General features: G+C 75.9%; 15 protein-coding genes. 9 read left to right on the top strand and 6 right to left on the bottom strand.

What is annotated here, in order from left to right; translation table 11 throughout:
• Positions 1 to 100: 100 nt before the first annotated feature.
• From ACFXDE_RS31900 to ACFXDE_RS31915, 4 genes are all read right to left on the bottom strand, one after another.
• Positions 101 to 1840, bottom strand: a complete 1740-nt coding sequence (locus tag ACFXDE_RS31900; RefSeq protein WP_380498078.1) for a methyltransferase — start codon at positions 1838 to 1840, stop codon at positions 101 to 103.
• 126 nt (positions 1841 to 1966) lie between these two features.
• Complete coding sequence (locus ACFXDE_RS31905; protein WP_380498079.1) at positions 1967 to 3187, bottom strand: 4-hydroxybenzoate 3-monooxygenase; 1221 nt, start codon at positions 3185 to 3187, stop codon at positions 1967 to 1969.
• A gap of 183 nt (positions 3188 to 3370) precedes the next feature.
• Complete coding sequence (locus ACFXDE_RS31910) at positions 3371 to 4831, bottom strand: hypothetical protein (RefSeq protein ID WP_380498080.1); 1461 nt, start codon at positions 4829 to 4831, stop codon at positions 3371 to 3373.
• The gene (locus ACFXDE_RS31915; RefSeq protein WP_380498081.1) at positions 4822 to 6300 is read right to left on the bottom strand and encodes a hypothetical protein; all 1479 of its coding nucleotides are present in this window, start codon (positions 6298 to 6300) and stop codon (positions 4822 to 4824) included. Before ACFXDE_RS31915 ends, ACFXDE_RS31910 begins: the two co-directional genes overlap by 10 nt.
• Before the next feature lie 342 nt (positions 6301 to 6642).
• On the opposite strand from ACFXDE_RS31915, the gene ACFXDE_RS31920 reads away from it, so the two are divergent.
• From ACFXDE_RS31920 to ACFXDE_RS31935, 4 genes are all read left to right on the top strand, one after another.
• Positions 6643 to 7461 carry a class I SAM-dependent methyltransferase gene (locus ACFXDE_RS31920; protein ID WP_380448498.1) on the top strand — a complete coding sequence of 273 codons (819 nt, stop codon included), beginning with the start codon at positions 6643 to 6645 and terminating at the stop codon, positions 7459 to 7461.
• A gap of 58 nt (positions 7462 to 7519) precedes the next feature.
• Positions 7520 to 7849 carry an acyl carrier protein gene (locus ACFXDE_RS31925; RefSeq protein ID WP_380448496.1) on the top strand — a complete coding sequence of 110 codons (330 nt, stop codon included), beginning with the start codon at positions 7520 to 7522 and terminating at the stop codon, positions 7847 to 7849.
• Positions 7846 to 9078, top strand: a complete 1233-nt coding sequence (locus ACFXDE_RS31930; RefSeq protein ID WP_380498082.1) for a beta-ketoacyl-[acyl-carrier-protein] synthase family protein — start codon at positions 7846 to 7848, stop codon at positions 9076 to 9078. The genes ACFXDE_RS31925 and ACFXDE_RS31930 overlap by 4 nt, the downstream gene beginning before the upstream one ends.
• A gap of 164 nt (positions 9079 to 9242) precedes the next feature.
• Positions 9243 to 10319 (top strand): BTAD domain-containing putative transcriptional regulator, encoded by a 1077-nt coding sequence (locus ACFXDE_RS31935; protein WP_380498083.1) that lies wholly within the window; start codon positions 9243 to 9245, stop codon positions 10317 to 10319.
• Between the two features lie 69 nt (positions 10320 to 10388).
• On the opposite strand, the gene ACFXDE_RS31940 is transcribed toward ACFXDE_RS31935, so the two are convergent.
• Positions 10389 to 11204, bottom strand: coding sequence for an SDR family NAD(P)-dependent oxidoreductase (locus ACFXDE_RS31940; protein WP_380498084.1), 816 nt, complete (start codon positions 11202 to 11204; stop codon positions 10389 to 10391).
• Between the two features lie 160 nt (positions 11205 to 11364).
• Here ACFXDE_RS31940 and ACFXDE_RS31945 point away from each other — a divergent pair, with 160 nt between their 5' ends.
• From ACFXDE_RS31945 to ACFXDE_RS31960, 4 genes are all read left to right on the top strand, one after another.
• Entirely contained in the window at positions 11365 to 11715 is a 351-nt protein-coding gene (locus ACFXDE_RS31945; RefSeq protein ID WP_380498085.1) for a hypothetical protein, read from the top strand.
• Positions 11716 to 11884: 169 nt separating this feature from the next.
• Positions 11885 to 15088, top strand: coding sequence for an amidohydrolase family protein (locus tag ACFXDE_RS31950; RefSeq protein WP_380498086.1), 3204 nt, complete (start codon positions 11885 to 11887; stop codon positions 15086 to 15088).
• 493 nt (positions 15089 to 15581) lie between these two features.
• Complete coding sequence (locus tag ACFXDE_RS31955) at positions 15582 to 16451, top strand: hypothetical protein (RefSeq protein WP_380498087.1); 870 nt, start codon at positions 15582 to 15584, stop codon at positions 16449 to 16451.
• Complete coding sequence (locus ACFXDE_RS31960) at positions 16429 to 17013, top strand: hypothetical protein (RefSeq protein WP_380448006.1); 585 nt, start codon at positions 16429 to 16431, stop codon at positions 17011 to 17013. Before ACFXDE_RS31955 ends, ACFXDE_RS31960 begins: the two co-directional genes overlap by 23 nt.
• Positions 17014 to 17022: 9 nt before the next feature.
• Here ACFXDE_RS31960 and ACFXDE_RS31965 read toward each other — a convergent pair whose 3' ends face one another.
• Positions 17023 to 17538 carry a GNAT family N-acetyltransferase gene (locus ACFXDE_RS31965; protein WP_380498088.1) on the bottom strand — a complete coding sequence of 172 codons (516 nt, stop codon included), beginning with the start codon at positions 17536 to 17538 and terminating at the stop codon, positions 17023 to 17025.
• 292 nt (positions 17539 to 17830) lie between these two features.
• On the opposite strand from ACFXDE_RS31965, the gene ACFXDE_RS31970 reads away from it, so the two are divergent.
• Positions 17831 to 19783, top strand: a complete 1953-nt coding sequence (locus ACFXDE_RS31970) for a ricin-type beta-trefoil lectin domain protein (protein ID WP_380498089.1) — start codon at positions 17831 to 17833, stop codon at positions 19781 to 19783.
• The last annotated feature ends 43 nt before the right edge of the window (positions 19784 to 19826 follow it).

Genomic DNA, 19826 nt, shown 5'->3' on the forward strand with positions numbered 1-19826 from the left:
CCGATGCCCTAGTACGCCGTGTTCGCCGGCCTGCGGTGACGCCGGGTCACGCGCGCGCGGGCTGCGTCCGCCCGTGGGAGGACGCCGCCGGCGTTCGTCGTCAGCGGCCGGTGGTGGCGACCGGGTCGGGGGCGGACCCGTGGGCGGGGGCGGGGATCACGGCCTTGCTGGCGTGCAGGACGGTGGCGCCCAGCGGCAGGGGGCTCTGGCCGACGAGGTGGAGGCCGGCGTCGGCCAGGAGGTGGGCGTAGTGGTCGGCGCGGCGTTCGCGGCCGCCGACGTTGCACATCATGTGGAGGTCCCAGGCGGTCGCCAGGGACGGTGATCCGTCGGCGGGCAGGACGCGTTCGATGATCAGCAGGTCGGCGTGGGCGGGCATCGCGCGGGCGCAGTGGCGCAGGATCTCGCGGCAGCGCTCGTCGTCCCAGTCGTGCAGCACGCGGGACAGGACGTAGACGTCCCCGCCGGCCGGGACGTCGGCGAAGTCGCCCGCCCGGTAGTCGACGCGCCCGCCGGTGCCGGCCGCGTCGAGCAGGCCGCGGGCGGCCTCGACGGCGTGCGGGCGTTCCAGCAGGACGCCGTGCAGGCGGGGGTGGGCGGCCAGGATGCGGCCGAGGAGTTCGCCGTTGCCGCCGGCGACGTCGACGACGGTCGCGGGGGCGGGCGCCTGGGCGGCGGCCGCGAGGGCGGGGTGGGCCGGGACCGGCTCGAACATGCGCGAACTGGCCGCCATGGAGCGGTCGAAGAGCTCGGCGAGTTCGGGGTCGCGGGCGAAGTGGTCGAAGTGGTTCTCGCCGAAGAGGTGGTCGAAGGCGGTCTGCCCGGTGCGCACCGTGTGGGCGAGGCGGCCGAAGGACTCGTAGAACGGCCCGCCGTACATCAGGGCCAGCGGGCGCATCGAGCCCGGGGTGTCGGTGCGCAGCAGGGCGCCGAGTTCGGTGAGGCGGAAGCCGTCGGGGGTCTCGGTGACGGCGCCGAGCATGGCGAGGTAGCGCAGGAGGGTGGTGAGGCTCTGCGGGTGGGCGCCGATCCGGCGGGCGAGGGTGGCGGTGGCGGTGGCGGCGGTGGTGTCGAGGGCGTCGGGGAGTTTCAGTTCGGCGCTGACGGCGAGGGCCTGGGTCGTCCACGCGCCGGTCATCAGGCGCAGGAGCGTTTCGGCGGGCTGGTGGGCGCGGGAGTCGTGGAGGTGGGCGGCGAGGGCGGGGCGGTGGTCGCCGGGGACGTAGAGCTCGATGCGCCGGTAGCCGGTCTTGGCGTCGGCGGGGGCGGTGAAGTAGAGGACGGTGCCGTCCTCGTGGGGGTTGTAGCCGCCGCCGTCGGGGGCCGCGCCGTGGCGGGCGAGGAGGTCGCACAGGCCGCGCAGGACGAGCGGGTCGGGGCGGGTGACCTCGAAGGCGAGGTGGGTCTCGTGCTCGTGGGCGCGTTCGTGGGCGGCGAGTTCGGCGAGGGCGGAGCCGGGCGGCACGGTGAGGGCGAAGACCTCGACGAGGCGGGGCTCCTCGCCGGGGCCGGTGACGGGCGGGCGCAGGATGCGCACGTCGAGGGCGGCGGGGTCGAGGCCGTGGCGGTGGGCGAGGCGGTCGCGGACGACGACGCTGGGGTGCTGCGGGGTGTCGGGGTCCAGGGCGCAGGCGGCGAGCTGGGCGCGCAGCGTGGCCTCGTCGGGCGGCAGGAGGAGCAGGGCGGCGTGGGCGAAGTGGCAGTGGTCGGCCAGTGCGCGCAGTTCCGGGCCGTCGAGGCCGGGCAGCAGGAGCGGGAGGAGGTCGGCGGTGTCCTGCTGGCGGACGAAGTCGGCGGTCGCGTGCAGGCGGGTCGCATCGTCCGGGGGCGTCGTCGTCATCGAGTGGGCGTCCTTGGTTCGGTGCTCGTGAGGGTGTGGTCGTGCGGACGTGGTCGTGCGGGTGCGGGCGTGGTCGTGCGGACGTGGTCGTGCGGGTGGTGCGGCCGTGGTGCGGCCGTGGTGGGCTCAGATGCCGACGTAGCTCTCGGCGAACCAGTCCTGGAAGGCCCGGGAGGTGCGCAGCGAGTCGAGGCGTGAGCGCCGCATAGATTCGTGGAAGAACGATTCGCCGTCCGGTCCGGGCGGGGCGTGCAGGAGCTGGATCATCCAGTGCGAGAACTCCTGGGCGCGCCATATGTGGGTCAGGCTGGTCCGCGAGTAGCGGTCGAGGGCGCCGGTGTCGCCGTGGGCGAGGGTGTCGGTGAGGGCGTCGGCGAGGAGTTCGGCTTCCAGGACGGCGAGGTTGGCGCCCTTGGCGGCGGCGGGGGCTGGCAGGCTGGCGGCGTCGCCGGCCAGCAGGAGCGAGCCGTGGCGCAGCGGTTGGATGACGTCGGATTCGAGGTCGATGACGGTGCGCTGGATGATCGGGCCGCGGTGCAGGGGGTGGTGGTCGGCGCTGCGCATGCGGGTGTCGAGTTCGTCCCAGACGCGTTCGTCGGACCAGGCGTGGGGGTCGGTGCCGCGTTCGCACTGGAGGTAGTAGCGGGTGACGTCGGGGGTGCGGGCCATGTGGCCGGCGAAGCCGCGGCGGTGGACGGCGTAGCCGACGGCGTCGAGGCTGGGCGGGGCCTGGGCGAGCAGGCCGAGCCAGGAGATGCCGTGGTCGCGGTGGTGGCGGGGGGTGCCGGGGGGCAGTGAGCGGCGGGCGGCGCCGTGGCGGCCGTCGCAGCCGGCGACGTAGCGGGCCTGCCAGTGGACGGTCTCACCGTCGGTGCCGGCGCCGGTGTCGCGGGCGGCGACGGTGGGGCGGGGGCCGTGGGCGTCGTGGACGGTGAGGGCCTCGGTGGTGAAGCGGATGCGTCCGCCGGCGGCCAGGTAGTGCGCGAGCAGGTCGGTGACCAGGTCCTGCTGGGGGTAGACGGTGTGGGCCTCGCGGCGGCCGAGGCCGGCGTAGTCGAGGCGGAAGCTGCCGCCGTCGGTGCGGAACTCGCAGGTGCCGTGGGGCTGTCCGCGCCGGTGCAGGCCGTCGGCGAGGCCGTGGCGGTCGAGGGTGCGCACGGTGTTGGCGGCGAGGAAGCCGGCGCGGGCGCGGGTCTCGACGTGGGCGCGGTCGGCGCGTTCCAGGACGACGCAGTCGATGCCGCGGGCGTGGAGGAGGTTGGCGAGGGTGAGCCCGGCGGGTCCGGCGCCGAGGACGACGACGTCGGCCTTCTCCCGGGCCGTGCGGGTGTTCTGACTTTCGGTCACGGAAAGTGGATCTTAATCACCCGTGGATACAGCGCAGGCCCGGAATCACTCGAAACGGTGAGAGGAATGACGGTCCGTGGTCGCGGTGGCGACGGTCGCCCCAGGAGGGGGCTTCCGTCGCCACCGTGCGTGACGAAGTGGGGCGGGCCGGCACGGGATGCCCGGGCCGACCCGCCGGGCGTGTCAGGGGGCCGGGCGGGTGGCGGCGGTGAGGATGATCTCCCGGACGCGGTCGAGGTACTTCGGCACGCCCTGGACGGCCTGCGGGGTGTCCGGCACGGTGACCACGAGGTCGGCCCGGTCGCGGAACCAGTTGAACCACATCGAGACGCCCGCCGCGCCGTCCGGGCCGGTCAGCAGTGTGGCGTCGGTGCGCAGGAAGTCGCGGGAGCCGGGCGCGGCGCGGCCGTCCAGGTAGGAGACCATCGGCGGGATGACGGGCAGCGCCGTACCGGGGAGCAGGTCCAGCGCCCGGTGCAGCGGCACGTCGCCGGCGGCGCGGGCGCGCTGGAAGCCCTGCTGGGCGGCGGGGACCGCCGCGGCGAGGTCCGGCGCGGCGGGCAGCCGGAAGAGCAGCGGGCCGAAGTTCACCAGCCAGCCGTGCACGGGCAGCAGCCGCGGGTAGGCCCTGGTCGACACGGCCGTCAGCACGCGGTAGACCTCGTTGCCGGTGAACTCCCGCTGCGCGAGCGCGAGCGCGGCGAAGGCGCCGGCGGCGAACCCGCCGCCGTGGCGGGCGCAGAAGGCCCGGAACGCCTCGGCCTGGGCGCCGGTGAGCACCGGGTAGTGCAGGCGGACGCCGGGCACGAGCGCGTGGCCGTCGGTGCCCAGGTCGACGGGGACGCCGGACAGGGCCCGGAAGCCGCCGGAGGCGGTGGCGGATCCGTCGTCGCCGGCGGCCAGGAAGGCGGACCAGAGGGCGAGTTCGGGGGCGTCGGGGGTCAGGGCGAGGGAGCGTTCGTGCTCGCGGCGGTTGTACTCCAGGTAGCCGACGGCCTCGTCCGGGCCGGCCGGCATGGTGGCCGGGGTGGGTCCGGTGGTGGCCGCGGCCGCCGGGGTGGGTCCGGTGGTGGCCGCGGTGGCGCGGGCGGCGTAGTGGGTGCGCAGCTCGTCGAAGAGCAGGGCCATGGAGTGGCCGTCGGTGTAGGCGTGGTCGATCGCGGCGTAGACGGTGGACCTGGTCCCCCGCAGGACGACGCCGGCGAGCAGGCCCGGGCCGGGGCGGCCGGGCGCGGTGTGCTCGTCGATCCTGCGGTGCAGGTGGTCGCGCAGGTCCGCGGCGGTGGCGAAGGCGCCGACGCGCACCGGGCGCACGGTGAGGGCCTGCGGCGGCAGGCGGAAGCCCGCCAGGCCGTCGCCGCGCGGCTCGTACCAGGCGCGGTAGGCCTCGTGCCGGCGCACGATTTCCTGCCAGGCGCCGGCGAGCGCCTCGGGGTCGGCCCGGCCGGGCAGGTCGAAGGCCAGGGCCACCCAGGGCGACTGCCGCTGCCCGGTGGCGCGGCGGGCGGCGGCCATCCCGAGGTGGGCGCGCTGGAAGCCGGAGGGCGGTACGTCGTGCGGCTCGGGGGCGCGGTCGGCGACCGGGAGGAACTCGACCACCTCCCCGGGCGCGGGCCGCCAGTCGAGGATCTGGGTCATCCGCACGGCAGCATCTCCTCCGGGCAGTGGGCGGGAGCGGGGACGAGGACGGGGACGGCGGCAGGGGCGGTCGCGGTGGGGGAGGCGAGGGCCGTCCGGGCGGCGATCCGTGCGACGGCCCGCTCGAAGCGGGCGACGTTCGTGCGCGCCACGGCCGTGTCGGGAAAGCGCGTCGTCAGGTGCACGCCCCGCTCGCTCCTGGTCAGCCATACGTGCACCTCTCCGGGGCTGTGGACGCGGCTGCGCAGCATCCGGTCCTCCTGCTCGGGCGGGGTGCCGTCGACCCGGCGCACGTCGAGGTACGAGACGACGAACCGGAGGCGGACGTCCCGGCCCAGCATCCGGCGCACGTGCGCGAGCGAGCTGCCCGGGCCCGGGCGGTGGCGGCGCAGTTCGGCGGCGGCGTGCCCGAGCGTGTCCGCGAAGGTCGCCCCCGGGGCGGTGGGGATGCGGACCGGCTGCAGGCCCACGAACCAGCCCGGCGCCGCCCGCCACGGGTCGGGGCGGGTGTTGGCGAGCGCCACCGCGGACAGCTGCCGGGTGCCCGCGACCCTCGCCGCGGCGAGGGCGAGGCAGGACAGCAGCCCCGCGGACGTGGTGCCGCCGCCCGCGCGGCAGGCGGCGGCGAAGCGGGCGGCCGTCGGCGCGTCGAGCAGCCAGCGCCCGGTGCTGCGCTGCGCGTGCGGGGCGTCGCCGGCGCCCAGCGGCAGCGGGAAGGCGGGGGCCGCTCCGGCGTCGCCGCGCAGCAACGCCCGCCAGCGGTCGACGTGTTCGGGACGCATGGGCAGCCGCTCGGCCAGGGCCGGCTCCGCGGCGCCGAAGTCGAGGAAGGTCGGGCCCGCCGGGTGCCCGGCGCCGCCGGCCAGCAGGTCGCGGATCTGACCGGGGACCATGGCGAGCGTCAAGCCGTCCGCGACGCCGTGGTCGGCGCCCGCGAACACCGTCACCCCGCCCGGGGCCGTCACGTCCCCGGCCGCCATGTCCCCGGCTGTCACGTCCCCGGCCGTCACGTCCCCGGCTGCCACGTCCTCGACCGTCGCGAAGAGCACCTGCGGCCAGGCCAGCGGGCCGACGCGGTCGAAGAACGCCTCGATCTGCCGGCGCACCGACGCACCGTCGGCGAACACCCCGATCTCCTCGCGGCGCAGCCCGACCGCGCCCGCGGGCAGCGTGCGGCGCGCGCAGCCGCCGGGGGTGGGCAGCAGGTGGCTGCGCAGGTGCTCGTGGGCGCGCAGCCAGGCGGCGAGGGCGTGGGCCAGGCGCTCGCGGCCGGTGGGGCCGACGCGGAAGGACACGCCGATCCACGCCGGGTCCACCTGCCGCGCGCCGCGGGCGGCGGCCGCGCGGACGTGGTGCTCGTGGACGAGTGCGGGCGCCCGCGGGTCGTCGGCCCAGGCCGAGGCGGGGGCGGCCGGCGTCCAGAACACCAGCCGGCCGGCGGGCGTCGTGCGGTCGCCCAGTTCTGTGAATTCCACTGACGCTCTCCTTGTGACGCCCGCGGTGCTGACGGCGCCTCGAATGCAGAGCCCCCGGACTTCCGGGGCCCGGATGCGGGGATCTTTTCCGTGCGGGCCGCCGAAGCTATCCGGCGGCGATGAAGCGGGGATGAAACGAAAACATTTCCGCTGGCCGGGCGGCCCGGGGACGGCCGGGCGGCCGGGAATCGCTTGTCGACGGCCGCGGCCATTGCTAGCGTCGGCGCCGTTCACCGGGCTTCACGGCACGCCGGGAGCGCACCGGAAACGTGCCGGAAACAATTCCGGAAAGAACGCGGGAAGCACGTCGCGAGGGACGCCGAATTCACGGGGAGTCAATTGATGAGCACACGAACGGACAGCGGGCCTTCCACCGACTACGCCGCCCTGCGCCGCGACCCGGCGTACGCCGGGCTGAACCGCGCGCTGCTCGACCTCGTCCCGGTCGGCGCCGGGCAGGCCGTCCTGGACATCGGCTGCGGGGACGGCGCGGTGAGCGAGCAACTGCTGCTGCGCGACCCGGCCGTCGCCCTGACCGGCGTCGACCCCGACCCGGCCCTGCTCGACGCGGCGCGCACCCGCCTGGGCCATCGGGCCCGCTTCGTCGAGGGCGACGCGGCCGCCGTCGCCGGGCTGTTCCCGGCCGGCGGCTTCGACACCGCCGTGCTCGCCAACTGCATCCACCTCGTCCCGGACCTCGGCGAGGCGCTCACCGCGATCGGGCGGGTGCTGGCCGCCGGCGGGCGCCTCGTGTTCAACTCGGCCTTCTACGCGGGCGCGGAGAGCGCCGCCGACCTTCCGCTGTACGCCGAGCTGGTCGGCGCGGCCCGCCGCGCCGCCCGGGCCCGCGGCCTGACACCGGCCCGCACCGCCGCCGTCACCGGCCGCCCGCCGGGGCTGCGGCGCACCGCCGGGGACTACCAGGCCGCCCTCGCCGCGGCCGGCTTCACCGGCGTGGAGCGCACCGAGCGCGAGTTCACCCTCGGCCGGGACTTCCTCACCGCCCTGTGCTCGACCCCGATGTTCGCCGCCGCCGCACTGCCCGGGATCGAGCGGGACACCGCCGCCGGCCTGCTCGCCGAGGCGCTGGAGCAGCAGTACGAGCGCACGCCTTTCACGATCACGCGGCGCTGCGTGTATTTCTCCGCGATCCGTCCCTGAAACACCCCGTCCCTGAAAACACCCCACGAACCCAGCGGAATCACGAAGGGAATTCATCATGACCGAGGTGCTGCCCGTGGTCGTCCGGGCGATTTCCGAGATCCGCCCGGACCTGGGCGAAAACCCGGGTTCCATCACCCGGGAATCGGCCTTGTTCTACGCCGGTGAACCCGGCCGTCCGGTGCTCGGCCTCGATTCCATGGAAGCTCTGGAACTGCTCGTCGTCCTGGAGCGGGAATTCGGTGTCGAGCTCGCGGACACCGGTATCCGGATCGGCGACCTGCAGACCGTCGGCGACGTGGTCGACGCGCTGGGCGGCGCGGTGGGCGGTGCCCGGGCCGGCGCGGTAAGCGGCGCGGCGGGCGGCGCGCTGCCGGAGACGCTGTGACGCCCCGGGCGGTGCGCCACCGCGTCCTGGTCACCGGGATCGGCGTCGAGTCGTGCGCGGGCCCCACCCCCGAGGAGCTGTGGGCCGCCCTGGCCGCCGGGAAGTCCGCGGTCTCGGCGCTGGACCTCGAACAACCGCTGCCCTGCCGGGTCGGCGGCGTCGTCACCGGCTTCGACCCCCGGGACTACCTGAGCGCCCCGCAGGTGCGTCGCACCTCCCGCTTCCAGCAACTGCTGTTCGCCGCCGCCGTCAAGGCCCGGGCGGACGCGCGCCTGCGCACGGCCCCCGGCGCCCTGTACGTCGGCACCGGCGGCGGCGGGCTCGACGAGGCCGCCCGGCAGGTGACGGTCCTGCGCAGGGAGGGCTGGTCGCGCATGGACCGGCTCGGCCTGCTGCGCCTGCTGCCCAACCAGGCCGCCGGGCTCGTCGCCCAGGAGCTGGACATCACCGGACCGGTGCTCACCATCTCCACCGCCTGCGCGTCCTCCACCGACGCGATCGGCGCCGGCCTGCGCGCGGTGCGCGACGGCACCGCCGACGTCGTCCTGGTCGGCGGCGTGGAGAGCTGGCTCGACCTGCCGTGCCTGGCCTCCTTCTCCCTCCTGGACGCCCTCTCCCGGCGGCCCGCGGCCGAGGCCGCCGCCGCCTCCCGCCCCTTCGACCGCGACCGGGACGGCATGGTGCCCGCCGAAGGCGCCGCGGTCCTCGTCCTGGAGTCGGAGCGCTCGGCGCTGCGCCGCGGCGCCACCGTTCACGGGGAGGTGCTCGGCGCCGCCACCACCTGCGACGCCCACCACGCCCTGGCCCCCCGGCCGGACGGCGCGATCGCGGCCCGGGCGATCACCCTCGCCCTGGCCGACGCCGGGGTCGGGGCCGACGCCGTGGACCTCGTCAGCGCGCACGGCACGTCGACCCCGCTCAACGACCGGGCCGAGACCGCCGCCCTCAAGCGCGCCTTCGGCCCGCACGCCCGGAACCTGGCGATCACCGCGCCCAAGTCCGTCATCGGGCACGCCTGCGGCGCGTGCGGGGTCCTGGAGAGCGTCGGCGTGCTGCTCGCCATCCGCGACAAGTACGTGCCGCCGACGGCGAACCTGGAGCACCCCGACCCCGACTGCGACCTCGACTACACGCCGCTCACCGGCCGGTCCGCCCCGATCAACGTCGCCGTGAAGCAGAACTTCGGCTTCGGCGGCCAGAACTCGGTGGTGGTGTTCGGCGCCCCGTGAGCGGGGGACGGCGGGCGCGGCGGGCGGCCGGTGACGGGGGACGGGGGACCGGCCACCCGTCACCGGCCGGATATGGCCGGTGGCTTGGCCTGTCCCCGGCCCGGCGGCCGGACCAGCATCGACGGCGTCCACCGCAGAGAGCCATCCAGTGTCCGGGGGCCACGATGCCGATCACCACGCCGCCACCCAGCACCACCACGATCACCGCCCGCCCGGCCGACGCCGCGCTCGGGCCGCGCGAACGCGACCTGCTCTACGCCGTCGGCTGCGGCCTGAAGGACGACGAGATCGCCGCCGCCCTCGCCATCCCGCCGCGCGCCGTGGCCGGGCTCCTCGCCCGCCTCCTCGCCCGGCTCGGCCTGCCCGACCGCACCGCCGCCGTCGTCCACGCCTTCGACTCCGGCCTGGTCTCCCCCGGCCACGGCCCGCGCCGCCGCACCACCGGGCCCACGCCCGCGGACGGCACCCGCCGCACCCCCGGACCGCCGCTGCGGATCTCGCTGCTCGGACCGCTGCGGGCCTGGCACGACGGCCGCCCCCTCGACCTCGGGCACCTGCGCCAGCAGGCCGTCCTGACCGCGCTCGCGCTGCGCCCGGGCCGTGCCGTCAGCCAGCGTGAACTCGTCGACGGCGTCTGGGGCGAGGAGCCGCCCGGCACCAAGGTCGTGCCCGTCTACGTCTACCGCCTGCGCAAGGCCCTGCGCACGGGCGGGGGACCGCACGCGGTGATCGCCAGCGACCGCGACGGCTACCGGCTGGTGCCCGGCACGGTGGCCGTGGACGTCGCCCGCATGGAGGACCTCCGGGCCGCGGCCGGCACCGCCGAACGCGCGGGCGACCTGCCCGAGGCCGTCCGCCTGTGCGCCCTGGCCCTGGACCTGTTCCGCGGCGAGCCCCTGGCCGGCCAGCCCGGCCCGCTCGCCGAACAAGAACGCCTGCGGCTCACCGAGCACCGCACCGCCCTGGCCCAGCGCAAACTCGGCTGGCAGCTGCGGCTGGGCCGCCACCGCGAGGCCGTCGCCGAACTGTCCGCCCTCGCCGAGGCCCAGCCCCTCAACGAGCCGGTCGCCGCGATGCTGATGCACGCCCTCTACCTGGGCGGCCGCCAGGCCGACGCCCTCGCCGTCTTCGACCGCACCCGCCGCCGCCTGCGCGACGACCTGGCCGTCCACCCCGGCCAGGACCTCCGCCGCGTCCACCGCATGATCCTCCACGGCGACGGCCCGGCCCCCGCGCCGTGACCGCCCGGCCCGGCGCCCCGTCCGGCCGGGGCGCCGGTGCGGCCGCGCCCCTCCCCGTCCGGCTGCCGGTCAGGGGCGCGGCGCGCGGGGTTCGATGTGGAAGTCGAAGGCGAGGGTGCCGGGGTCGACGGCCGTGCCGCCGCCGTCGACGGTGAGGACGGCGCCGTTGACGAAGGAGGCGGCGGGCGACAGGAGCCAGGTGATGGCTTCGGCGGCCTCCTGCGGGGTGCCGGGGCGGGCGGCGGGCAGCAGGCGGGTGGCGGCGTGGTAGGCCTCGTCGAGGGTGTCGAGGCCGCTCTCGGCGGCGAAGCGGGTCATCCGGCGGTCGGCCATGTCGGTGCGGATCCAGCTGGGGCAGACGATGTTGGCGCGCAGGCCGCGGCCGCCGTAGTCGACGGCCAGGGAGCGGCACAGCTGGAGGAGGGCGGCCTTGGAGGTGGCGTAGGCGGCGTCGCCGCGGCCGTTGCGCAGCGCGGAGACGGAGGCGACCGCGACGACGGCGCCGCGGGTCTCCAGCAGGTGCGGCAGGGCGGCGCGCTGGAGCAGGAAGGGGCCGGTGACGTTGGTGCGCATCACGGCCTCCCAGCTCTCCGGGGTGAGGTCGCCGACGGCGCCGCCGACGCCGGTGCCGGCGTTGAGCACGAGTCCGTCGAGGCGGCCGTGGGCGGCCAGGGCGGCGTCCACGAGGGTGTCGGCGGCGGCCGGGTCGCCGGTGTCGGCGGGGTGGGCGAGGGCGCCGGTCTCCTCGGCGATGCGGTGCAGCGGTTCGGGGCGGCGGCCGGAGACGACCACGTGGTGGCCGGCGGCGCGCAGCAGGCGGGTGGTGGCGGCGCCGATGCCGGTCCCGCCGCCGGTCACGATGTACACGCGCTGGTCGTCGGTCATTGTCCGCCCCTTGTCCGGCCCTGCTGTTGACGGCCAGTCAATCATGGCCGTGCTCCTGACAGGTGTCAGGGACCGGTGGGGCCCGCCGGTTCCTAGGGTGCTGGTGAGCGGCCCGACGGGGGCCGCTCACCAGCACCTGGAACGCGAGGGAGAACCACTCATGCGCAGGTTCCTGCACGCCGTCGTCGCCCTGGCCGTCGCGGGCGCGGCCCCGCTGGTCGCCCTGGCGGCGCCGGCCGCCGCCCAGCCGTCCTCCGTGCGGACGGACGCCTGGCCGTGCGACGGCCCGGCCCAGTTCTTCGCCGCCCGCGACGGGGGCGGCAAGTGGACGTGCTGGGCGAACTCCGGCGAGTCGTACGCGAAGGCGTACGGGGTGCGGCACTGGCAGTCGGGGCACAACTCGGGCCTGTTCGACTACGAGTGCCACGGCCAGACCGGCTCCCACCGCTTCGGCCAGGACGACGGCGGGGACCTGCCGGACTGCACGGTCTACCACGTCGAGATCGACTGACCGGTCCGCCCGCGACGGTCGTGCCGGGTGGTGAAATGTGCGTGGTGCAGCGGGTTTTGACGGTACGTCGACAGTCGGGCGGGTAACGTCGGGGCTCCGGCCCGGGTGGGGTGTGAGCAGCCGGGGCCGGTGCGGGGAGTGTCCGTTCGGGTGCGACGAGGGAGAGAACGTGTCGAACGTCAGTCGACGGGGGTTCATCGGGGCGGCCGCGCTCGCGGGCGCCGGGGCCGCGCTCGGGCCCCTCGCACCGCCCGCCGTCGCGGCGGGGGACGCCGAGGAGGGCCGCCGGTCGCGGACGCTGGCGTTCACCGCGGGCACCAACGCCTGCGCCGCCCTCTCCCCCGACGGGCAGCGCCTGGTCATCGAGGTCCAGGGCGTCCTGTGGGCGCTGGCGCGCGGCGGCGGCGAGGCGAGCGCGCTCACCGCCCCCGGGCTGGAGCCGACCCGCCCGGCGTGGTCGCCCGACGGCTCGGCGCTCGCGTTCTGCGCCTACCAGGGCGGCGGCTTCCACCTGTGGACGATGGCCCCCGACGGGTCGGACCTGCGGCAGCTGACCTCCGGTCCGTGGGACGACCGCGGCGTCTCGTGGTCCCCCGACGGCCGTTTCCTCGCGTTCTCCTCCGAGCGCGGCGGCGACGCGGTGGCCGGCAGCTCGTACGACATCTGGACGGTGGAGGTCGCCACCGGACGGCTGGCCCGCCTGACCGACCGGGCCGACGCCGAGGACTACGACCCCGCCTGGCACCCGGACGGCGACCGGATCCTGTTCGTGCGCGCCGACGCCGCCGGCGCGCGCACCATCGCCGCCGTCCCCGCCGCCGGCGGCCCGGTGAGCGTGCAGCGCACCGTGGACAGCGGCACCGTCGCCTGCCCGGCCGTCGCGCGCGACGGCCGCGTGGCGTACGTGTGGTTCGGCGAGGTCTCGGCCTCCTACCAGGTCGCGAGCTCGTCGCTGGCCGTCGACGGCACGGTGGTCTCCGGCACCGAGGACGTCGCGCCGCTGCCGCCGTCCTGGACGCCCGAGGGCGGGCTCGTCCACTTCTCCGACGGCCGCCTCACCGAGCGCTCCCCCGCCCTGGACGGCGCGAAGGAGATCCCGTTCACCGCCCGCCTGGAGGTGCCGCGGCCCCGCTACCGCCGCAAGGCGCGCGACTTCGCCTCCACCGACGAGCGCGACGTGCGCGGCGTCCACCTGCCCGCACTCTCCCCCGACGGCCGCTCCGTCGTCTTCTGCGCGCTCAACGCCCTGTGGCTGGCGCCGATCGGCGGACGGCCCCGCAAGCTCTTCCAGGCCTCCCCCGCCCACTACGTGCAGATGCCCTCCTGGAGCCGCGACGGGCGCAGCGTGGTGTACGTGTACGACGGCCCCGAGGAGGGCCCCGCGAACGGCGGCGCGGGCGGCGACGGCCTGGGGGCCGTGCACCGGCTGGTGCTGGACGGCGGGGCGGACACGGTCGTGGCGCGCGGCGGGCGGTTCAACCCGGCGCTGTCGCCCGACGGCACCCGGCTGGCCTGCCAGGACGTCACCGGCACCCTGCTGATCGTCGACCTCGCGACCGGCGCCGAGACGAGGCCGGCGGCGCCGCTGGGCGGCAACGGCCTGCCGGGGCGCCCGAGTTGGTCGCCGGACGGGCGCTACGTCGCGCTGTGCGACCGCAACCGGCTCAACCACCGCTTCCGCGAGGGCTACAACGTGGTGCGCGTGATCGACACCCGCGACGGCAGCGCGAGGGCCTACCTGCCGCTGCCGGACACCTCGGTGGCCGACCGGTGCGACAGCGGCCCGGTGTGGTCGCCGGACGGCGGGCACCTGGCGCTGGTCGTGGACTCGGCGCTGTGGGTGCTGCCGGTGGGCGCGGACGGCACACCCGCGGGCGAGGCGCGGCGGCTGACCGACGAGGCGGCCGACCACCCGTCCTGGTCGGGCGACTCCCAGCGGCTGCTGTACCTGTCGGGCCGGCGGCTGCGGCTGATCGGGCGCGACGGGGGCGGTGCGAGCACCGTCGCGCTCACGTTGCGCACCGCCCGCAGCCTGCCGGCGCGTTCGGACGTCACCCGCATCCACGCCGGGCGGCTGTGGGACGGCACCGGCGAGGAGGTGCGCGAGGACGTCGACATCGTCGTCACCGGCAACCGCGTCACCTCCGTCGAGCCGCACCGCCAGGGCGCGCGCCGCGCCGGGGAGCGGCTGGTCGACGCCACCGGCTGCACCGTGCTGCCGGGCCTGTGGGACTCCCACACCCACCCGTACCAGAACACCTACGGCGGGCGGCAGTTGCGCCTGAACCTCGCCTACGGGGTGACCGGCACCGCCTCGCTGGGCGGCTTCGCCTACGAGCAGGCGCGCCTGCGCGAGTCCGTCGACGCCGGGGAGATGGCCGGGCCGCGGTTCCTGAGCACCGGCGAGCTGCACGACGGCACCCGCGTCGCCTACAGCATGGGCCGCGCCCACCGCACCGCCGAGGGGGTGCGGCGCAGCATGGAGCGGGCGGCGGCGCTGGAGTACGACTTCGTCAAGACGTACGTGCGGGCGCCGGCTTCGACGATGGCCGAGGCGGCGCGGGCGGCGCACGAGCTCGGGGTGCCCTCGGGCAGCCACCTGCTGACGCCCGGGGTGCAGGTGGGGCAGGACCTGACGACGCACCTGCAGGCCACCCAGCGCCAGGAGTACGGGCGGGTGTCCTCGCCGACCGGGCGCAGCTACCAGGACGTCCACGAGATCTACCGGGGCGGGGACTTCGCGATCATCATCACGCCGTTCTCGGCGTTCTGCCTGGTGGGCGCGGACCCGTCGCTGGCCGAGGACCCCCGGGTGACGGCGCTGATGCCGCCGTGGGACGCGGCGGTGGTGCGCCAGCAGGCGAAGAGCGCGCCCACGCCGGACCAACTGCGCGCCCTGCAGCGGGAGATGGCCGTCTACCGGCGGATCCTGGACGACGGCGGGGCGCTGGCGCTGGGCACCGACGCGCCGCTCACCCCGGTCGGCCTGCAGGTGCACCTGGGGCTGCGGGCGCTGCACCGCTACGCGGGGCTGTCGCCGGCCCAGGCGCTGCGCACGGCGACGGCCGCGCCGGCGCGACTGTGGGGCGTGGCGGAGGACCTCGGCACGGTGGAGGAGGGCAAGCTGGCGGACCTGCTGGTGGTGGACGGGGATCCGCTGCACGACTTCGCGGACCTGGTGCGCACGGCGTGGGTGATGCGCGACGGGGTGGTGTACCGGCCCTCGGAGCTGGTGGACGGCGGCGGGCAGGGGGCGCGGCGGCCGGCTGTCGCGGCGTCCGGGGGCGCGGCGCCCGGGGGCGCGGCGCCCGGGGGCGTGGACTGGCTCGCGGTCGGCGAGGCGCTGCGGCGGGAGGGCTGCTGCGCGCCGTGACGGCACGCCGCGGAATGCATACGAACGGCGCGGCGGCGAGAATGACCGGGGGCCAGGCGTCGGGGGCCGGAGGACGGAGTCGGCGGTGAAGGCGGTGTCGGTCGGCGTTGCCGTGCTGCTGACCGCCGTGTCCCTCGCCATATCGCCCTCGCCTTCACCGTCGCCTTCCCCTTCCCCCTCGCCCTCGCCGTCGCCGTCGCCATCGCCGTCGCCGTCGCCGTCGCCATCGACGTCGGCCGCGCAGAAGCCGACCATCACGCTGAGACCGTCCCGGGCGCCGCGGCTGGGGACCGTTCGGGTGACGGTGTCCGGGTACGGCACGTGCCCGCCCGGCTCCACCGTCGAAGTGGCGTGGGACGAGCGGCCCGACATCACGCACTTCCCGATCGGCAATGACGGGAGCGCCTCCGGCACGTTCCCGGTGCCCTCGGATGCCGCAGACGTCGAACACAGGGTCACGGCGACATGCGGGGACGTCTCGCGGGACGACGCGGTGACCGTTGCACCGGCCACCCTGGCGGCGGATCCGGGCCAGGGCGCGCCGGGCTCCGCCACGACCGTGTCCGGGACGGGCTTCGCCTGCCCGGCGGGCGACGCCGTCGCCCTGGCCTGGGACACCGGCGCGCCGCCCGTCTCCGGCACGCCCGACGCCGACGGGCACCTCGCCACCCGCATCACCGTGCCGCCGGACGCCACTGTCGGTGACCACACCGTGCGGGCGTCCTGCGCGTCCGTCCCGGGGATCACGGCCGACGCGCACTTCCACGCCCTGGCACCGGCACCGACGCCGACACCGTCGTCGTCGCTGTCGCCGGTACCGTCCCCCGTCCGGGCGGTGACCGCCTCACCGGGCGCGGTCGTACGCGTCTCGGGCCGGGCGAGCGCCTGCCCCAGCCTCGTCCTGGCCCTGGACAACGGGCCGACCTCGCACCCGATCCAGGCCGACGGCTCCGGGCGGTTCACCGCGCTCACCACCCTCCCGCCGAACGTCTCCCCGGGCCCCCACTCCATCGCCGCGGAGTGCGCGGACACGCACACGGTGGCCCAGACCATCCCGATCGTCGTCACCACCTCGGCGTCGTCGTCGCGTCCGCACGACCGGACCTGGCTCTGGATCGTCCTCGGCGCTGCCGTCCTCGCCTCCGCGGCGGCTCTCACGCTGCGCCACCGCCTGCGGCCGCCCCCCGTGACGGCCCGCGTGACGGCCGCGCCGGGCACATGGGGGAACCCCGAGACCGGGCTGACCGAGCACGGCGGCGGGGGTGACGCAGCCGGGCACAGCGTCCGGCTGGAGCCGAAACCGGGCCGACGCCTTCCGCCGAGCTTCGAGGAGCTGCACGATGACGATCGTCGCGACGGATGACCCGTACTCGCTGGCGACGTTCCTGGGGGCGGTGGAGCCGTTCGCCGACACCCTCCGCCGGCAGGGAGCGCTCAGTGCCCTGGAGGGCCTGACCAGGCCGCTGTCCCACGCGGCCGGGCAGGAGGCCGAGAGTGTCGTCCACGGCTTCCTGGGGCTGGACATGATCGACCTCCTGGCGGGCGGCTGGCTCACCTACACGAAGCTCACCGAGGCGGCGCGGCGCACCTGCGAGGTACCCGGGAGCGAGGAGGTCGTCGCCCTGCTGGACCACCGGGTCCGCTCGGTCCACCACCCCACGGTGAAGGTCTTCGTCGACGACCAGCCGGTCGGCACCCTCCGGGTGGACATCGAGGTGGTCTTCGACCTCGAAGGGCTCATCGCCGTGGTGCGCGCGGGGAAACTGGCGGCCGTGCGCGCCGGGCGCTGCACGGCCGGGGCCACCGTCGCCGTCGAGCGGATCACCGTGGCGGACCGGCGGGCGAGCTTCGACCTGCCCGGCGGGCTGGGGCTGCGCGGCGGTGTCGTCCTGCACCCGTGCACCGGGCCGCCGGCCGGCGCCTGAGGGGCGCGGTCAGGTCGTGTAGAGGCACTGGGGTTCGCCGAACTCCACGAAGGTGTCGGCGAGTTGCAGGCCCAGCGCCGCCAGGAGGCGGCGGGAGCGGTGGTTGGCCCGCTGGGTGACGGCGATCACCGGGGTGCCGTCCGGCACCGTCCGCGCCCACCAGGCGAGGGCGGCGGCGACCGCCTCCCGGCCGAGGCCGCTGCCCCAGGCGGCGGGCAGCAGCTGGTAGGAGACCTCGGCCCGGCCCTCGCGGCGGTAGTCGGCGGCCAGGGTGACCAGGCCGATCGCCGCGCCGCCGGCCGCGGGCGCGACCGCCCACGCGCCCGGTTTCGCCGGGTATTCGCGCCGCCGGGCTTCGACCCGTTCGGCGCAGGCGGGGCCGCCCAGGAAGGCGCGGACCTGCGGGTCGGTCAGCAGCTCGCCCATGACCGGGGCGTCCCCGGGGGCGACCGGGCGCAGCACGAGGCGGGGGGTGCGCAGGGTGACGGGCCAGGTGCGGGCGAGGACGGCGGTGACGGGGTCCATGACCGTCAGGATGGCAGCCGGGCGCGGAGTTCACCGGGATGATCGGCGGGCGTCCGGCGGTGTTTTCCGGAGACCGGGACACATCCTGGAGTTTTTGTGCAAAGCGGTGTCAGATGTGCCGCCCGGGTGCGGATTTACTCTTTGACGTGCACGGATGTGAACCGATACCGTCCGGCTGGTCTTTTCTTTGCCGGCTCTGGGGGGTGTTGGCACCTCCCTGGGCATGTCCTTTTCGGGAGAGTTTGTGCACGGGAATCGCGTCATACGCGGAATTCGAAGACTGGCCTGGCCCATGGGCCTGATGGTGGCGATACCGGTGATCGCCGGGTCGGTTCCGGCGGTGACGGCATCGGCTGCGGATGCCGTCGCACCGGCGGTGGTGGAGGACTACTCCTACCCGGGCGCCGCGAAGGTCCTGGCGGACCACAACATCACCCTCAAGGCGGGCGACGGGCACATCGTGCTCGCCGACTGCGCCTCGGGCCCGGGCCTGGTGCAGCTGTACAGCCGGGCGGCCAACCCCAGTGAGGTCTGTTTCAGGATCACCGGGTCCACCGGGTACCTGTCGCTGGAGATCCCGCAGGTCTACAACATCCGCGGCGACGACCACACGATCAAGGCCACGCTGAACACGGCGGGCACGGTCACGAGCGTGGCCGTCAACAAGAACGACTGGACGCCGGTCGGCGAGGGCGGCACCAGCGGCTCGACCACGCTGCTGGAGCTCAACGCCACCGACGGGCCCGCCGCGACGGCCCCCGCCGGCACCTACCCGGCGGTCGGGACGCTGACGGTCGGCCAGGCCGGTCACCCCGGCTCGCGCGCCTGCACCGCGACCCTGGTCGCCCCGCAGTGGGTGCTGTCGGCGGCCGCCTGCGTCGCCGGCAACCCGGCCGACCCCACCACCGCCCCGACCGGTCTGCCGCGCACCCGCACCACCGCGGCCGTCGGCGGCCACACGGTCGAGGTCACCGAGTTCGCCCCGCGCGCCGACCGCGACCTGGTGATGGCCCGCCTGGCCGCGCCGGTCTACGACGTCACCCCGATCGCCGTCTCCACCGCCGCGCCGACGGCCGGTGAGGACCTGACCGTCGCCGGCTTCGGCCGCACCACGAGCGCCTGGGTGCCGAACGCGCCGCACAGCACCACACTCACCGTCTCCGCGGTCTCGGCCGCCGGCGCCGACCTCGCCGCCAAGACCGCGGCCGACACCGTCTGCAAGGGCGACGCGGGCGCCCCGGCGCTGCGCACCGAGAACGGCAAGCCGGCGGTCGCCGCCGTCACCAGCCGCGCCTGGCAGGGCGGCTGCCTGGGCACCGACCCCGCCGAGACCCGCACCGGTGCCTCCGAGGCCCGCGTCGACGACCTCGCCTCCTGGATCGGCGGCCTGGTCAACCGCGCCTACCAGCTCGTCAACCCGGGCAGCGGGCGCTGCGTCAACGTGTCCGGCGCGGGCCCGTGGACGAACGGCAACCCGATCATCCTGTTCGACTGCGTGCCGGGCGCCGGCAACGAGGCGTACCAGCTGACCGCCTCGGGCCAGCTGCGCACCACGGCCAACGGCCAGTGCCTCAACGTGGCGGGCGCGGGCCCGTGGGCGAACGGCAACCCGATCATCCTGTGGGACTGCGTCCCGGGCGCCGGCAACGAGACGTTCCAGCTGACCGCCTCGGGCCAGCTGTACAACCCGGCCAGTGACCGCTGCCTCAACGTCTCCGGCGCGGGCCCGACCTGGGCCAACAGCACGCCGATGATCCTGTGGCAGTGCGTCGCCGGCCAGGCCAACGAGACGTTCGCCCTCGCCTCCGCCGACAAGCAGACCGCCGGCCCGACCGGCGCGATGCTCAACCCGGCCAGCAACCGCTGCCTCAACGTCTGGGGGGCGGGCCCCTGGGACAACGGCAACGCGATCGTGCTGTGGGACTGCGCCGCGGGCCAGGCCAACGAGCAGTTCCAGCTCACCGCCTCGGGCCAGCTGGTCAACCCCGCGAGCAACCGCTGCCTCAACGTCTCCGGTGCCGGACCGACCTGGGACAACAGCACGCCGATCATCCTGTGGCAGTGCGTGCCCGGCGCGGCCAACGAGACGTTCCGGGTGACCGCCGACGGCCAGTTCCTCAACCCGGCCAGCGGCCGCTGCCTCAACGTGGCGGGCGCGGGCCCGGTCTGGGACAACAACAACCGGATCATCCTGTTCGACTGCGTCCCCGGCGCGGGCAACGAGAAGTTCGTGTCCGGCGCCTAAAGCGCGGACGGCGGCGGGGCGGGCAGCGAATGCCCAAGAATCT

The sequence above is a fragment of the Kitasatospora sp. NPDC059408 genome (genome assembly GCF_042751525.1).
Taxonomy (GTDB): Bacteria; Actinomycetota; Actinomycetes; order Streptomycetales; family Streptomycetaceae; genus Kitasatospora.

What these genes read in the sequence shown, in the direction of transcription:
- ACFXDE_RS31940 (WP_380498084.1), bottom strand. Translation starts at nt 11,204, where the DNA reads ATGACCGACGACCAGCGCGTGTACATCGTGACCGGCGGCGGGACCGGC.
- ACFXDE_RS31925 (WP_380448496.1), top strand. Translation starts at nt 7,520, where the DNA reads ATGACCGAGGTGCTGCCCGTGGTCGTCCGGGCGATTTCCGAGATCCGC.
- ACFXDE_RS31920 (WP_380448498.1), top strand. Translation starts at nt 6,643, where the DNA reads ATGAGCACACGAACGGACAGCGGGCCTTCCACCGACTACGCCGCCCTG.
- ACFXDE_RS31945 (WP_380498085.1), top strand. Translation starts at nt 11,365, where the DNA reads ATGCGCAGGTTCCTGCACGCCGTCGTCGCCCTGGCCGTCGCGGGCGCG.
- ACFXDE_RS31965 (WP_380498088.1), bottom strand. Translation starts at nt 17,538, where the DNA reads ATGGACCCCGTCACCGCCGTCCTCGCCCGCACCTGGCCCGTCACCCTG.
- ACFXDE_RS31900 (WP_380498078.1), bottom strand. Translation starts at nt 1,840, where the DNA reads ATGACGACGACGCCCCCGGACGATGCGACCCGCCTGCACGCGACCGCC.
- ACFXDE_RS31935 (WP_380498083.1), top strand. Translation starts at nt 9,243, where the DNA reads ATGCCGATCACCACGCCGCCACCCAGCACCACCACGATCACCGCCCGC.
- ACFXDE_RS31960 (WP_380448006.1), top strand. Translation starts at nt 16,429, where the DNA reads ATGACGATCGTCGCGACGGATGACCCGTACTCGCTGGCGACGTTCCTG.
- ACFXDE_RS31970 (WP_380498089.1), top strand. Translation starts at nt 17,831, where the DNA reads ATGGGCCTGATGGTGGCGATACCGGTGATCGCCGGGTCGGTTCCGGCG.